Annotated in this window: 14 protein-coding genes and 1 riboswitch; of the genes, 5 read left to right on the top strand and 9 right to left on the bottom strand. The window is 50.9% G+C overall.

The genetic code is table 11. The features are described from left to right. Positions 1–113: 113 nt before the first annotated feature. The 6 genes from trpA to trpE are packed head-to-tail and all read right to left on the bottom strand — an operon-like array spanning position 114 to position 6,648. On the bottom strand, positions 114–887 hold the full coding sequence (gene trpA, locus ACI77B_RS04960) for a tryptophan synthase subunit alpha (protein WP_409337652.1): 774 nt from the start codon (positions 885–887) through the stop codon (positions 114–116). Further along, on the bottom strand, positions 880–2,082 hold the full coding sequence (trpB, locus tag ACI77B_RS04965) for a tryptophan synthase subunit beta (protein ID WP_409337653.1): 1,203 nt from the start codon (positions 2,080–2,082) through the stop codon (positions 880–882). The genes trpA and trpB overlap by 8 nt, the downstream gene beginning before the upstream one ends. A gap of 26 nt (positions 2,083–2,108) precedes the next feature. Next, the gene (trpCF, locus tag ACI77B_RS04970) at positions 2,109–3,515 is read right to left on the bottom strand and encodes a bifunctional indole-3-glycerol-phosphate synthase TrpC/phosphoribosylanthranilate isomerase TrpF (protein ID WP_409337654.1); all 1,407 of its coding nucleotides are present in this window, start codon (positions 3,513–3,515) and stop codon (positions 2,109–2,111) included. An 11-nt stretch (positions 3,516–3,526) separates the two neighbouring features. After that, entirely contained in the window at positions 3,527–4,543 is a 1,017-nt protein-coding gene (gene trpD / locus ACI77B_RS04975; RefSeq protein ID WP_409337655.1) for an anthranilate phosphoribosyltransferase, read from the bottom strand. Positions 4,544–4,587: 44 nt separating this feature from the next. Next, positions 4,588–5,178, bottom strand: coding sequence for an anthranilate synthase component II (locus ACI77B_RS04980; RefSeq protein ID WP_409337656.1), 591 nt, complete (start codon positions 5,176–5,178; stop codon positions 4,588–4,590). A gap of 3 nt (positions 5,179–5,181) precedes the next feature. After that, on the bottom strand, positions 5,182–6,648 hold the full coding sequence (trpE, locus tag ACI77B_RS04985; protein ID WP_409337657.1) for an anthranilate synthase component I: 1,467 nt from the start codon (positions 6,646–6,648) through the stop codon (positions 5,182–5,184). 440 nt (positions 6,649–7,088) lie between these two features. On the opposite strand from trpE, the gene ACI77B_RS04990 reads away from it, so the two are divergent. Then, positions 7,089–7,391, top strand: coding sequence for a hypothetical protein (locus ACI77B_RS04990; RefSeq protein ID WP_409337658.1), 303 nt, complete (start codon positions 7,089–7,091; stop codon positions 7,389–7,391). Positions 7,392–7,584: 193 nt separating this feature from the next. Then, a riboswitch (ZMP/ZTP riboswitch) is annotated at positions 7,585–7,663 on the top strand. A gap of 175 nt (positions 7,664–7,838) precedes the next feature. Further along, the gene (locus tag ACI77B_RS04995; RefSeq protein WP_409337659.1) at positions 7,839–9,089 is read left to right on the top strand and encodes an OFA family MFS transporter; all 1,251 of its coding nucleotides are present in this window, start codon (positions 7,839–7,841) and stop codon (positions 9,087–9,089) included. Between the two features lie 171 nt (positions 9,090–9,260). On the opposite strand, the gene ACI77B_RS05000 is transcribed toward ACI77B_RS04995, so the two are convergent. Beyond that, positions 9,261–9,686, bottom strand: coding sequence for an Hsp20/alpha crystallin family protein (locus ACI77B_RS05000; RefSeq protein WP_409337660.1), 426 nt, complete (start codon positions 9,684–9,686; stop codon positions 9,261–9,263). A 391-nt stretch (positions 9,687–10,077) separates the two neighbouring features. Then, a complete protein-coding gene (locus ACI77B_RS05005) occupies positions 10,078–10,503 on the bottom strand; it encodes an Hsp20/alpha crystallin family protein (RefSeq protein ID WP_409337661.1) in 426 nt (141 codons plus the stop codon). Positions 10,504–11,054: 551 nt separating this feature from the next. On the opposite strand from ACI77B_RS05005, the gene ACI77B_RS05010 reads away from it, so the two are divergent. Beyond that, positions 11,055–11,756 carry a B3/B4 domain-containing protein gene (locus tag ACI77B_RS05010; protein ID WP_409337662.1) on the top strand — a complete coding sequence of 234 codons (702 nt, stop codon included), beginning with the start codon at positions 11,055–11,057 and terminating at the stop codon, positions 11,754–11,756. 126 nt (positions 11,757–11,882) lie between these two features. Beyond that, entirely contained in the window at positions 11,883–13,073 is a 1,191-nt protein-coding gene (locus ACI77B_RS05015; RefSeq protein WP_409337663.1) for a pyridoxal phosphate-dependent aminotransferase, read from the top strand. A 217-nt stretch (positions 13,074–13,290) separates the two neighbouring features. Here ACI77B_RS05015 and ACI77B_RS05020 read toward each other — a convergent pair whose 3' ends face one another. Beyond that, positions 13,291–14,073 carry a PHP-associated domain-containing protein gene (locus tag ACI77B_RS05020; protein WP_409337664.1) on the bottom strand — a complete coding sequence of 261 codons (783 nt, stop codon included), beginning with the start codon at positions 14,071–14,073 and terminating at the stop codon, positions 13,291–13,293. 350 nt (positions 14,074–14,423) lie between these two features. Here ACI77B_RS05020 and ACI77B_RS05025 point away from each other — a divergent pair, with 350 nt between their 5' ends. Further along, positions 14,424–14,993, top strand: a complete 570-nt coding sequence (locus tag ACI77B_RS05025; RefSeq protein ID WP_409337665.1) for a nitroreductase family protein — start codon at positions 14,424–14,426, stop codon at positions 14,991–14,993. Positions 14,994–15,516 lie beyond the last annotated feature (523 nt).

Genomic DNA, 15,516 nt, shown 5'->3' on the forward strand with positions numbered 1-15,516 from the left:
GCTAGCTTGCGATGTCAGGTGAGGCTCCGTGTTCTGCTGGGTTTGCGAGGCCAGTAACGAAGCATGCAGCGAAGCCTGCAACGAAGCATGCAGCGAAGCCAGCGGATCTGCGTTTATCCTCGAATCGCATCCTTCATACTCTGTACATAGTCGCCGATGCCGGAGACGGCGTCGCGGCCTTTGGCGGCAACCTGCTTGACGATGGCGGAGCCGACGATGGCGCCGTCCGCGAACTGTGTCATCTTGGCGGCCTGTTCCGGTGTGGAGATGCCAAAGCCGACGGCGCAAGGAATATCCGTGTTATCGCGGATGATCTTCACGATATGGCCGATGTCGGTTGTGATTTTGCTGCGGGTTCCGGTGACGCCGAGGGAGGAGACGACGTAGATGAATCCAGTCGCTTCCTTCGCGATCATAGAAATACGGTCTTCGGAGGTCGGCGCGATCATGGAAATCAGGTCAAGGCCGTATTTTTCGCAGGTCGGCGCGAAGTCCGGGCGTTCTTCGTACGGGACATCCGGTAGAATCAGGCCGTCGATTCCGGCTTCTGCGGCGAGGGAGATGAATTTCTCCGTGCCGTAGGAGTATACAACGTTGGCATAGGTCATGAAGACCATCGGAAGAGTGACTTCTTCCCGGAGTTCTTTGACCATCTGGAAAATCTTATCCGTTGTCACACCGCCGGAAAGCGCGCGGATGTTGGCTTCCTGGATGACCGGGCCTTCTGCGGTCGGATCGGAAAACGGGATTCCGAGTTCGATCAGGTCTGCGCCGCGCGCTGCCATCTCCTTGACAATTGCTTTTGTCGTCTCCAGATCCGGGTCACCGCAGGTAATAAATGGAATAAATGCCTTTCCGTTCTGGAATGCTTCTTTAATCTTACTCATCGATATTCTCCCCTCTGTAGCGTGCGATTGCTGCGCAGTCCTTGTCTCCTCTGCCGGAAATGGTGACTACGATAATCTTGTCTTTATCCATCTCTGGCGCGATCTTCATGGCGTAGGCCAGTGCGTGTGAGGACTCGATGGCCGGAATGATGCCCTCCGTGCGGGACAGATATTCGAATGCGTTGACGGCTTCGTCGTCGGTGATTGGTACGTACTTGGCGCGGCCGATGTCGTGCAGGTAGGCGTGCTCCGGTCCGATGCCCGGGTAGTCGAGGCCGGCGGAAATGGAGTAAACCGGCGCGATCTGGCCGTATTTATCCTGGCAGAAATAGGATTTCATGCCGTGGAAAATTCCTTCGCGTCCGGTTGCGATCGTTGCGGCAGTCTCGAATGTGTCGACACCGCGGCCTGCTGCTTCGCAGCCGATCAGCTGAACATCCTTATCATCAATGAAGTTGTAGAAGCTGCCGATTGCGTTGGATCCGCCGCCTACGCAGGCGATGACGGCATCCGGAAGACGGCCTTCCTTTTCCAGAATCTGCTCCTTAATTTCCTTGGAAATGACGGCCTGGAAGTCGCGGACGATGGTCGGGAATGGATGCGGGCCCATGACAGAACCGAGGCAGTAGTGGGTATCGTCGATGCGGCTGGTCCACTCGCGCATAGCCTCGGAAACCGCGTCTTTCAGTGTTCCTGTTCCGGTTGTAACCGGTACGACGTCAGCGCCCAGCAGTTTCATCTTATATACGTTCAGGGCCTGGCGCTTTGTGTCCTCGATGCCCATGAAGACTACGCATTCCATGCCCATCAGAGCGGCTGCGGTTGCCGTTGCTACACCGTGCTGGCCTGCGCCGGTTTCCGCGATCAGGCGGGTCTTGCCCATTTTCTTTGCCAGAAGGGCCTGGCCCAGGACGTTGTTGATCTTATGTGCGCCCGTGTGGTTCAGATCTTCACGCTTCAGATAGATTTTCGCGCCGCCCAGGTCTTCCGTCATCTTTTTGGCAAAATAAAGCCGGCTGGGACGTCCCGCGTAGTCGTTCAGCAGGGCCGTAAGCTCGCGGTTGAATTCAGGATCGTCCTTATATTTATTATAGGCTTCTTCCAGTTCGATCACGGCGTTCATCAGTGTTTCCGGAATGTACTGGCCGCCGTGCTGGCCAAATCTTCCTCTTGATCTTGATTTCGTTTCAGTCATTTTTTCCTCCTGTATGCATGATGCAGTCAGCAGTTTTTTACCGCTTCACACAGTGCCTGCATTTTTTCTATATCTTTTACGCCGTCAGTCTCCAGGCTGGAGCTCGCATCGATGGCAAAGGGATGGAATTTCCGGATTGCTGCGGCTGCGTTGTCCGGTCCCAGGCCGCCTGCCAGAATGAAGGGGCGGCGGAATCCCTTGAAACCGGAAAGCAGGGTCCAGTCGAAGGGCTGGCCGGTTCCCGCACCGTTGTCCAGCAGGATCAGGTCAGCGGGGGATTCTTCAGCAGCCTTCAGATCTGCTTCCGAAGTGATTTTGAAGGCTTTGATGATCGGAAGGTCTCCGGCCCCGGCGTTTTTCAGCGCGTCCTTCAGTTTTTCGATGTATTCCGGCCCTTCCTGCCCGTGCAGCTGAATCAGGTCGATGCTGCCGGCCTTTGCGATGTTCACGATATCATCGATTTCTGCGTTGACGAAGACGCCGACAGCCTGGATTTCCGGGTCAAGCATGCCTTTCAGCGATGCTGCGTCTTCCGGCGCGACGCAGCGTTTCCGGGACGGATCGAAGATGAATCCGATATAATCCGGCCGCGTCTGATTGGCGTATTCGATGTCCTGCGGCCGCCGCATTCCGCAGATTTTCAGGCGCGTTTTCCCCTTGAGATAGTCCAGCATGGCCGGCTTGTCTTTTGCCCGCATCAGAGTCTCTCCGATCAGGACGGCATCGACATCTGCATCTCTTAAGATATCGATGTCCTGCGGGGTTTTGATGCCGCTTTCGCTGACAAAAAGGATATCGCCAGGGACCTGCGCCCGGTGATTTCTGGCGTTTCTCACATCGACGGAGAAGTCTTTCAGGTTGCGGTTGTTCACGCCGATAATGCGTGCTCCTGCGCGGATGGCCATCTGGATTTCCTGATCGTCGTGGGCCTCCACCAGGGAAGAGAGGCCGAGGGAGTCGGCGATTTCCCGGCAGCGCCGGAGTGTATCTTCATCCAGAAGGGCACAGATCAGAAGAACAGCAGATGCACCCAGAACTTTTGCCTCGTAGATCATGTATTCATCGACCGTGAAGTCTTTCCGGATGACTGGGATGTGGACGGCACTGGTGATTTCCTGAAGAATCTGCGTGCTTCCCATGAACCATTCCGGTTCGGTCAGCACGGAGATTGCGGAGGCGCCGGCGCGCTCGTAATCCTTAGCGATCTGCAGGTATGGGAAGTCCGCTGCAATCAGGCCCTTTGAAGGGGATGCTTTCTTGCATTCACAGATGAAGGAAATATCATCGGCGGCAAGGGCTTTTTCAAAGGGAAAGCCGGTGTCCGGGTCCAGGGCCTGTGCGCGCCGTTTCATTTCTTCTGCCGACACGCGCTTTTTCGCGTCTGCGACTCGTTTTCTCGTGGATTCTGCAATTGTTTCAAGGATATTGCTCATTTTACCGCTCTCTATTTATTCGATTCAGCAATGAATTCTTCCAGTTTCTTGTATGCTGCGCCGCTTGCAACCTGTGCTTCGGCCAGTTCGATTCCTTCCTTGATCGTGTCGGCTTTGCCCGCGGTGTAGAGGGATGCTCCGGCATTCAGCATGACGATGTTGTATTTCGGTCCCTTGACACCTTTCAGGATGTCGCGTGTGATTTCTGCGTTTTCCTGCGGGGTGCCGCCGACGATGTCGGATTTATTGCAGCGCTCCATGCCGAAGTCTTCCGGCTTGAGTGTGCCGTTTCTGTACCATCCATCGCGGAATTCGCTGAAGCTGGTCGGTGCGGAAGCGGAAATTTCATCCAGTCCGTCTTCGCCGTGGAAGATCATGCCGCGCTTGACGCCCAGTTTGGTCAGAACCTTGGACAGAGGCTCGATGAGGTAGGAATCGTAGACGCCCAGCATCATCATTTCCGGCTTGGCCGGGTTGGTCAGGGGTCCGAGGATGTTGAAGACGGTGCGGATTCCCAGTTCTTTTCGGATGGAGCCGACGTACTTCATGGATGCGTGATATTTCTGTGCAAACATGAAGCAGATGCCGATCTTGTCCAGAAGTTCGGTGCATTTCTCAGGTTCAAGCTGAATGTTGATGCCGAGGGCTTCCAGGCAGTCTGCTGCGCCACAGAGGGAGGAAGCCGCGCGATTTCCGTGCTTGGCAACCGGAACGCCTGCAGAGGCGACTACGAATGCGGAAGTCGTGGATACGTTGATGCTTCCTGCGTGGTCTCCGCCGGTTCCTACGATTTCCATGACTTTCTGGCTGTGGGAAACCGGAAGGGCGTGTTCGCGCATGGCTGCTGCGGATGCAGTGATTTCATCGATAGTTTCTGCGCGGGTGCTCTTGGTGGAGAGGGCCGCCAGATATGCGGCATTCTGCACCTGACTCGTTTCTCCGCTCATGATTTCATTCATTACTGCATAGGCTTCGTCATAGCTAAGATCACCTTTACCGACAATTTTCTTAATTGCTTCTGCGATCATTTCTTTCTCCTTTGTCTCTCAAAACTTATATGTATTTCTATATTCTATCTTGTCTGTTTATACTCTGCTGCAGCAGACAGGAAGTTTTCCAGCATCGGCTTTCCTTCCGGGGTCATGATGGATTCTGGATGGAACTGCATGCCGAAAATCGGGTATTCCTTATGCTGAACAGCCATGATTTCATCGTCGTCCGCTTCTGCCGTAATCTGAAGGCAGTCCGGCAGAGTGTCCGGATCAGCGGAAAGCGAGTGGTATCTTGCGACTTCGGTTTTGTCCGGAAGGCCCTTAAACAGGGTGGTGGACGTGTCCAGCCGGGCGATGGACTGTTTTCCATGCATCAGGGTTTTCGCGTAGCTGACTTTTCCGCCGAAGGCCATGGCGATGGCCTGATGGCCCAGGCAGACGCCAAGGATCGGGATGCGGGAGCCGAGCTTCTTAATGACGTCGATGCAGACGCCTGCGTCTTCCGGCCGGCCCGGTCCCGGGGAGATTACGATGGCCTCAGGATTGAGCCTGTCGATTTCTTCCACGGTCATGGCGTCGTTCCGGATGACCTTGATATCCGGGTTGATGGATCCGATAAGCTGATACAGGTTATAGGAGAAACTGTCATAGTTGTCAATCAGTAAAATCATCTGTTAGTCCTCCTCTTCTGCTGTCTTCAGCGCACTTACAACGGCGGCGGCCTTGTTCAGGCATTCCTGATACTCATTTTCCGGTACGGAAGCGTAAACGATTCCGGCTCCGCTCCGGATAAACACTTTATTATTCTTCTTATAGGCAATGCGGATGGCGATGCAGCAGTCCAGATTTCCGGTGAAATCAATGTATCCGATCGCTCCGCCGTAAATTCCGCGTTTATTGTTTTCCAGATCGTTGATCAGCTGGCAGGCTCTGAGCTTCGGTGCTCCGGAAAGTGTACCGGCAGGCAGAACCGAGTCTACTGCGTCCAGCGCGTCCATGTCGTCTCTGATTTCGCCTTTTACGGTTGAACCGATGTGCATGACGTGGGAATATTTCTCGATCACATGGTATTTCTCGACTTCCACTGTGCCGAATTTGCTGAGTTTTCCGATGTCGTTTCTGCCCAGGTCGACCAGCATGTTGTGCTCGGCCAGTTCCTTCGGGTCTTCCAAAAGTTCCTTTTCCAGCCGGTCATCTTCTTCCTTTGTCTTTCCTCTCGGCCGGGTTCCCGCAAGTGGGAAGGTGTGCAGGGTTCCGTCCTGCAGCTTGACCAGGGTCTCCGGGGATGCTCCGGCGACCTCCATGTCGGAACCGGAGAAGTACAGCATGTATGGGGAAGGGTTCAGCGTCCTCAGAACCCGGTAGGTGTTGAAGAGGGAGCCCTCAAAATCCGCTTCCAGTCTGTTGGACAGGACGATCTGGAAAATATCGCCTTCCTTGATGTAGTGCTTGGCTTTCTGGACCATGCCGCAGTACTGGTCTTTCGAGAAATACGGTTTGATTTCAGAAGTCATGTGGCCCGGAATGTCTTTCTTCGGAGTGCCGTTCAGGATCAGGTCCTTCAGATGCTGGATTTCCAGCTGCGCCTTGTTATAGGCGGCATCCAGGTCGCCATTCAGCGGCATGTTGGCGATCAGCAGGATCTTCTGCCGGTAGTTGTCGAAGCAGATGACCTTATCGAACAGCATCAGGTCCACATCCTGAAAACCCTCCGTGTCTTCCGCGTCCAGGCGGAGAGTCGGCTCAGAATACTTCAGATAATCGTAAGAGAAATATCCGACAAGTCCTCCGGTGAAGGGCGGCATTTCCGGAATCTTCGGTGAGCGGTTCTTCTCCATAATCTGGCGGATGTATTTTCTCGGATCCGCGTTCTCAATGGTCAGGTCGTCGATTTTCAGCACACCGTTCACTGCGCTGATCGCGCTTTTCGGCTCACATCCGAGGAAGGAGTAGCGGCCCCACTGTTTGTTGTCCTCTGCGCTCTCCAGCATGTAGCAGTGTTCGGAAATATTCAGCATTTTCCGCATGACCTGAACCGGCGTCGCCATATCCGAGAGCATTTCTCCCATGACCGGCGCGATATCATATTTTCCCTCTGCAGCAATCTTTTTAATTTCATCAAGACTAGGCGTAATGTTCAATCTGGTTTCCTTTCCTAAAGACCCCATTCAGCGGCAAAATTTACCCTGGCAAGAAAAAAGCCCCTGGCAGATAATCATTTTAATCTGCCAAGGACGAATAATCTTCAATCATCCGCGATGCCACCTTGCTTCGCATAATGCGCACTCTGGGGAATACCATCATATTCCTGGCAGCTGACGTGTGCCTTACGTCGCGGAATACTCAGACGGGGGAAAAGTTCATTCTGATGAACACCTTCTTCCGGCCTTTGACCGCGCCCTCAGCGATCCATATTGCATAACCTGTTTTCCATCTGCATTTCAGCTTCGCAGACTCTCTGTAGGAGCATAATTATCTTTTCTTCGCCTCATCGGTTTCTTGCTATTTTGTTTTCTGATTCAAATATATCACCAAAAGGTTGTTTGGTCAACCAAAACAGGAAAGGTATGGTGTATTTGTTTTGGTTCAATATTTAGTGCGTAACGATGGCTGTGATTCCGGGTTACAGACGCTTGATGAATATCTCGGCTTCCCGTTTGTAAATGGCAATGGCAGCCTCTGCATCGCCGTCTGCGATGTTCTGGTAATGAATAAGATTGACGTACTGCCGTATTTCGACTTCGATATGGATAAGGTTAGAAAATACGCGCATATGAGAAATCCAAAACTGAAAATCATTCCGATCAACGCCAAAACCGGAGAGGGTGTGAATCAATGGTGCGGCTGGCTGAGAGAGCAGGTCAGTGCCTGGAATGAGAAATAGTGTAATTTATTACCATGCTGCGTACAGATCACCAAACAACTTGGAGACCTGTCAACGAAAACTCCCATCAGCGATTGACAGTATCTCGTTATTTTCCCTCTTGACCGGAAGAAGCAAATACGCTATTCTCTAGATATCGGTTTTATCTTTCCGGACGGAATGTCGTCCAGAGAGAAATACCGGAATGAAAATCTGTCCGCAGCGCTGGCGGATCACGTGAAAGAACACGGTGCGCTGCAGATTTATACATGCCGACCGCCTGGGCAGCTCAATTCAATGGGTTGTTTTTTTTATTCTCTGAAATGGATATGGGGGATGACTTCCTCTGTACGGCAGTTTCGTTTTCTGCAATTATTCCGATGTTCAGGGAAAACAGGAAGACACCCCAACCTTATGTTCAGGTACGAGGCATTCTGTCATGTACCTGGAAGATTCGGAGGTCATGACATGATGAAACTTATCGAAAACAAATGGATGCGCGCAGCGGTTCCGGCTCTGCTGATTCACTGCAGCATCGGAACTGTCTACTGCTGGTCGTCCTTCAGCGGCGCTCTGGCGGAACGGATCGGCACTTCTCCGGCACTGATCGGATTTGCCTTCAGTCTGGCAATCTTTTTTCTCGGCATGTCTGCCGCTTTTGCAGGCCCATTTATTGAAAGAAACATTCACAAGGCAAGCCTGATCGCCTGCCTCTGTTTTACTGCCGGCATGGCGGGAACGGGACTCTGCATCCGCTATTCCAGTATGCTGGGAAGGGGACTGACAACAGCCGGAATTTTCCTGTGTTATGGATGCATTATGGGAATCGGTCTGGGAATCGGCTATCTTACGCCGGTAAAGACTCTGATGCTCTGGTTTAAGGATAATCCGGGCCTGGGAACCGGAATTTCCATTATGGGATTCGGCCTGGCAAAGGCAATTGCAAGCCCGGTCATGAACACGTTACAGGGGAAGATCGGCCTTGCGAATATGTTTTTTGTCCTGACAGGCGTGTATTTCCTGATGATGATGCTCGGTCATTTTCTCCTGAAAAAACCGGAGGGCTGGATTGAGCCGAGGGTAAAGAGCCATGTCAATCGCCTGCGTTTCTTTAAGAATAAAACCTATGCGGGCATCTGGCTGATGTTTTACATCAACATCACCTGCGGACTGGCCCTGATTTCTTATGAGAAGCCGATTCTGCAGCTGGCAGGATTCGGAATGGCGGCGATCAGCGTCGTTCAGTCTCTGACCGCGGCGTCCAATGCTCTGGGCCGAATCGGATTTTCCAGCTTCAGCGATCATCTGAAGGACAGGAATTCTGTGTATAAAGCGATTTTCCTGCTGTGCATCGGTGCGGCGCTTCTGGCATTTTCTGTTTCTGCTGTTTCTAAAGGAATTATGGTCATCGTATTTATCCTGCTTCTTGTGGTGAACGCCGGATACGGCGGGGGATTCAGCACACTGCCTGCGCTTTTGTCCAGCCGTTTCGGCATGAAGAACATCAGCACGATTCACGGCGTGGCGCTGTCCGCATGGGCCTTTGCGGGACTTTCCGGAAACCAGCTCACGGCACTGATTCTCCGTCTGACAGGGTCCTATGAGAATGTCATCATCGTTCTTGCGGGTCTGTATCTGATTGCTTTCCTGATCGCGCAGTTCGTAGTCGGAAAGGAAGAGGAGGATATCTGCGTTCCGGGAGGAGCGGCGGTAAGATAAAAAAGAGTTCCGGACTGACAGAATCCGGAGCTCTTTTTCTTTTAGAATTGTAAGTGAGTGTTTGAATATTGGTTGGATTGGTTTATTGGTATTGCCTGGAAAAGCTCATTGATTGATCATCCGGTCCCCGGCGTATTGGCTTTTGCCGGGACCGGGGTCAGAAAGAGGGGATTAACCCTCGATCTGAATGAGGTGATTGTCCTCGACTTCTGGCTTGTCTTCCTTCTTAGGAACACAGACGGTCAGAACACCATTATCGAATTTCGCCTTGATATCCTCTTCTTTTACATCTTTGCCGACGTAGAAGCTTCTGGAGCAGCTGCCCTGGAAGCGCTCGCGGCGCAGATACTTTCCGTCCTCATCTTTCTCGTCATTACTCTTGCTTGTAGAGGCCTGGAAGTTCAGGACTCCGTCTTTCAGCTGGAGCTTTACATTATCCTTGCTGAATCCCGGCAGATCCATCGTCAGCTCATAATGATCACCGGCGTCTTTTACGTCACTCTTCATCAGTGTCGGATCGGTACTGACGGTTGGCCAGTCCATGATATCATTAAAATCGTTAAATAAATTATCTCTGAATACGCTTGGGAACAACATAATGAAAACCTCCTTAATTCTTTACTCGTGTTTATACAGCCTGCGCTGTTGCTCAGCCGGAACTCTCAGCTGTTTTCAGTGGATTTAGCACTGTGTACCTGAGAGTGCTAAGCTGAATCTATAATAAGAACCCCACCCTTTCACGGCGCTGAAGCGCCGGACGGGTACCCGGGAACCTTGCGATCGTCTAATGAGCAGATCTACAAGCCGGTACCGCGTCAACTTGCAGCACCGGACGTGATTGCTTTAGGAATCTATGTAATGTCGAAAATATCGATCCTGAATGATGGCTTTAGGAAAAGCCTGATCTATATGCAGTCCGCTGATCCGGATGTCCGGATCTGGCGGCTGTTATCAAATTTATCTATATCTTCATCTTCATGCGAGGGGATTAACCTTCGATCTGAATGAAGTGGTTCTGTTCAACCTGAGGTTTCTGCTCCGGCTTTGGAATGCAGACGGTCAGAACACCATTGTCGAACTTTGCCTTGATGTCGTTTTCGGTAATATTCTTGCCGACGTAGAAGCTTCTGGAGCAGGTGCCCTGGAAACGCTCGCGGCGCAGGTACTTACCGTTATCATCCTTTTTATCATTGTTCTTATTGGTTGTAGCTTCAAAACTCAGTACTCCGTTCTTCAGCTGCAGCTTTACATCTTCTTTCTTGAATCCTGGCAGATCCATCATCAGTTCATAGTGGTCTCCGGCGTCCTTTACGTCGCTCTTCATCAGTGTCGTATCGGTGCTGACGGTCGGCCAGTCTATGAAATCATCAAAATCATCAAAGAATCCATTTCTGAAAATGCTCGGTAACATCATAACGAAAACCTCCTTTTATGTTCACACCCCTTCCGGATTTTCATCCTTCCGGAATGTTTCCATCTACTCTCTAATCTCTATCCCTTTGACAATTCTTATTATACTCATTTTGTTAGCACTGTCAACATGTGAGTGCTAAAAATTTTAAAAAAATTTGGGTATTCTGGAGAGAATCGCTGTAAAACGTTGGAATTCTGCGGTTTTTGAATTTAAATTATTCCAATGATTTCCAGATCTTATTCTGGATCTGTCGCAGGTTGATGGGAAATCACAAGTACGATTGAGAAATAAAGCATCATATTTGATGGCCGGGATAAGCAGACGGCGGGATTCAGCTTCTGAAATGGAGAGCTTTACTCATCCGGCAGAAAGATATCGCTGCTGTGGCGCTGGAAATGGTGATCGTCCACGATAACTACAGAGAGAAAAGTGGGTTATTAATTTCACAATATCGGCTTTTCCTTGAAACTCTACATCTATATGTTAAGATAAAAGATAAGAAAAGTTGGTTGATATTACAAGAAAAACAGGAGTTTTGTGGAGGGCAGACATTGAAATTTGAGGTTGAGAAGGAAGTATTCAAGCTTCTGCCGGAATATATCGTTGGAATCGTTACGGTAGACGGAATTGACAATCACGGAGAAAATGGGGAAATCGAGGAACTGCTCAGCAATGCGGTCAGCGAATGCAGCAGCGCCTTTGAAGGCATCAAGGCCAAGAAGGCGGACGAGGTCCAGCCTTACCGCGAGGCCTTCCGCAAGATCGGCATCAATCCGAACCGTTACATGTGCTCAATCGAGGCACTGATTGACCGTATCTCCAAAGGAAAGGGAATGCCGCATATCAACCCGGCAGTTGACCTGGGAAATGCGGTTTCCCTGAAGTATCGTCTCCCGATCGGCGCCCATGACAATGGAACGATTGAGGATGCGCTGATGGTCCGCTACACCAGAGAAGGGGACGTTTTTATCCCGTTTGGTTCGACAGAGCCGGACAACCCGAAGGATGGGGAGGTCGTCTACGCCTCCGGAAATCAGGTCCGCACCCGCCGCTGGACCTGGCGCCAGAGCCAGATCGGAGAAATTACGGAAGACACCACCGCCATCCAGTTCCCGATCGACGGATTCTCCGACTTCAACAGGGAGCAGGTAGAAGCCGCCAGAGACGAGCTGGCAGACCTTCTTAAGAAGTATTTCGGCGGAACCGTTCACACCGGTATGGTGGACGTGCAGAATCCGGTTTATGAGGACTAGCTTTTTCCTTGCGCATTGATTTTTGTCAACTATTACTGTGCAGGGAGATATTAAGATATCGTATACTATATAATAGAAGAAATATATCGGATATATAGTGAAGAATGTGAAAATGGAGGTAAAAGAATGATTGCAAATTCAATGATTCCGCTGGTGCAGGGCAATTCCGCAGTCAGAGCGATGTTTGAAAAGGGAAAGCAGATGGCTGCAATTTACGGTGAGGAGAATGTCTACGATTTCAGCCTGGGCAACCCGAACCTGTATCCGCCGGAAGCAGTAAAAGATTCGATTATTGATATCCTGAACACAGAAGATCCGCACAAGGTGCACGGATACATGTCCAACGCGGGATTTGAATCCACCAGAAAGGCAATTGCGGATAACCTGAATAAGCGCTTTAACACAGATTTCGGCGCAAAGAACATCATTATGACGGTCGGCGCCGGCTCCGCGATCAATGTTGCGCTGAGAACCATCCTGGACCCGGGCGATGAAGTCATCGTATTTGCTCCGTACTTCGTTGAATACAGAAATTATATTGCGAACTATCACGGCGTGACGATTGAAGTTTCCCCGAATCCGGAGTACGGTTTCATGCCGGACATGAAGGAGTTTGCCTATAAGATCAACAGAAGAACCAGAGCGGTCATCATAAATACGCCGAACAACCCGACCGGTGCGATTTACCCGGATACCGTCATCAAGCAGATCGGCGACATCCTGGCTGCCAAGGAGCGTGAACTGGGAACCACGATCTACCTGATCTCTGATGAGCCGTACAGAGAGCTGATTTACACCGACAAGCCGATTGTCTGCACATCCAAGTTCTATGACGATACGCTGATTGCCTATTCCTTCAGTAAGTCCCTGTCCCTTCCGGGAGAGAGAATCGGATACCTGGCCATTCCGGACATGTCCGACCAGTCTGCTGAGTTTATCGAGGCTGCAACGATCGCAAACAGAATCTGCGGCGATGTAAATGCGCCGTCCCTCATGCAGCTGACGATTGAGCGCTGCCTGGATGAGAAGGTAGACATTGACTACTACAAGAAGAATGCGGAAGATCTGTATGATATCGTCACATCAGCCGGTTTCGAGTGCGTCAAGCCGGAAGGAGCCTTCTATCTGTGGATGAAGTCACCGGTTCCGAACGAGAAGAGATTCGTAGAGGCTGCTGAGGAAGAGCACATCATCCTGGTTCCGGGAAGCTCCTTCGCAGGACCTGGAAATGTCAGACTCTCCTTCTGCGTATCTCATGAAATGATTGAGCGCTCCAGAGATGCCTTCATGAGACTTGGAGAGAAATATTTCAAGTAAGAATATAAAGAGAGGGCGACAGGACAAAAAGTGGCGGAGCAAGGCCGCTGCCCGGCTGTGTCTGGCTGATGACAGAGCCTGATCCAAGGCAGGGAACCGGCCGCCGTCAGAGATTACGCCTTTCACGTAAAAAGGGAACTGCCTCCTGTGAACATGAAGTCACGGGATGGCAGTTCCTGTTTTCTTGCCCGGCTATATTTTGCCGGAACATAATCTTCTAAATGTTGTAATCCCCAAGGATCTTATGCACGACTGATCTGCGGTAAGGCTTGAAAATCAGTCCCAGACCCTGATTGTAGGCTTTAAATCCCCATGTTGCGGCGAACATGTTCCGCTTCTCATGGCTGAGCTTATAGGTACGCTCTCTTCCGCCGAACGCCGCGATGCCGCCGTTCCTGATGGCGTGGATCATGTCGTTGTTACATGTGATGTCCTCATCGAAATCCGTGTAAGCAAGTCCGACGTACTTGGCAACGTGGGCGTCCGTGCCGCCTGTGCACGGAAGCTGGAAACGGTCGGCCAGTTCTCTGGCCTTGACGTTGGAAGACGGTTTCTCACAGGCATTCAGCCCCTCGACAAAGTCCAGATCGGCAAGGATCTCCGGATGTTTCCGGGTGTGCCAGGTGAACATTGCGCTGGAGCTCTTCATTCCGAATGGATGCGCGACGCCGAGAACTCCGCCGTATTCGTGGACGACTCTGGTCAGAACTTCCAGCCGCATTCCGCGGTATTGGAGAAGTTTCAGATTGACGCCGTCCGGCAGAATCACGATAAAGTGACCTGCGTTGCGGGTATCGTATTCGATGCCTTTCAGCACGACGAAGTCTTCCGGCATCTGCTCCCGGAATGTCTGCCAGTGGTTAAAGCCTCTATATGAATCATGATCGGTGACCAGCATACCGCCGAAGCCCTTACTCTTCAAGATCTCGGCATATTCCTTGATGGGAATTCTCGCGTCAATGGATCCTTCGGCGGTATGGCAATGCATGTCAAATTTCATCGCATCATTCCTTTCTGTAAGTCCGGTCTCTGAACCCGACCGGCTACCTCTATTATACACTGTTCTAAACCGCCGGAACGCAAAAATGAAGAAGAAATTGTGAAATCTTGGCAATATATGTAAAATGTGCTGCAGGCACTTTTTCTTTTTGTCCAGAATGGCGGCACATACCAGAGCGCTTATGGGGTATAATAATGAGAGACAAAAAAGACGAAGCAAGAAGCGGAACGGATATCGGCCGGTCCGTGCGATGTCTTGATGCAGCGGCTGCAGATTTCTGATCTGCGGCGGTTATTTATTTAGTAGACAGACCGGATATGTGCAAGGCCGGCAGAAAGGTGGAACAATTCATGGAACTGAAAGAATTATACAGAACTTGCAGAAGCTACCGCGCGTTTAAACAGGATCCGGTTCCGGATGATGTGGTAGAGGAAATGATGGAAGACGTGCGTATCGCCAGCAGCGCGGCCAATCTCATGCCACTCCGTTACGTTGTCGTTCGTGAGCAGGAAAATGTAGAGAAAATGCAGGATCTGGTCGGCTGGGCCGGTTATCTGAAAGGCGCCGGCACTCCGCAGAAGGGACATCAGCCAGTGATGTTCATCGCCCTGATCGAAGCGAAAGGCGCCGGTGCCTTCGCAGACGTGGATTTGGGAATCGCCGCAAATACCCTTGCCACAGCAGCCTGGGAAAAAGGATTCGGCAGCTGCATCCTCGGAAACATTAAAAAGGATGCCATCAAAGAACTTCTCGACATTCCTGAAGAGGATAACCTGCGCCTCGTCATGGCATTCGGAAAGCCAGAACACAAAGCCGAAATCGTCGAGATGAAAGACGGCGACGTAAAATACTGGCGCGATGAAAACGGCGACTACCATGTTCCGAAGCGCGCGCTGGATGAGATTGTGAAGTACAGATAGGGAGACCTACCCCCGCGAATCCAAGTGCCTTGCGACTGGCAGGCTGCTCTCCAGGCCGCTGGCGCAGATCCAGAAACATCCGGGAAATCGTGGGGACTGATGCAAACATGTAATGTACTATCAGTCCGCTTACGATTTCCACCGCCTGTCTCTGGCTGCATAGACAGATGTGGAAGAAATTACTTTCTGGTCGATGGGAGGAAGGAGAGCATCACAGAAACTTAAGCACTTTATTGCCTGGCAATATGTGTAAAATAACATGCAATATAACGTGTTGATCAAGTTGATTTGCTGACAGAGAAAAACCCTTGGTAAAAAACGCATAAAACGCAATTTTGTACCAACAGGAAAATATTTTGAGTAAGATGATATGATAATCATGATTTCTACCAAAAAGTTTTCCTTAAGGATGATAACGTCGGGGCAATTGATGCAAGTGATTTGATATATATACATAAATAGTGATAAATATAGAAATGAAAATCAACTGGAAGTAAGCGAGTAAAGAGGGAAAATGTTGGCA

The sequence above is a fragment of the Eubacterium sp. F2 genome (assembly GCF_046244355.1).
Lineage (GTDB): Bacteria > Bacillota > Clostridia > Peptostreptococcales > Anaerovoracaceae > Aminicella.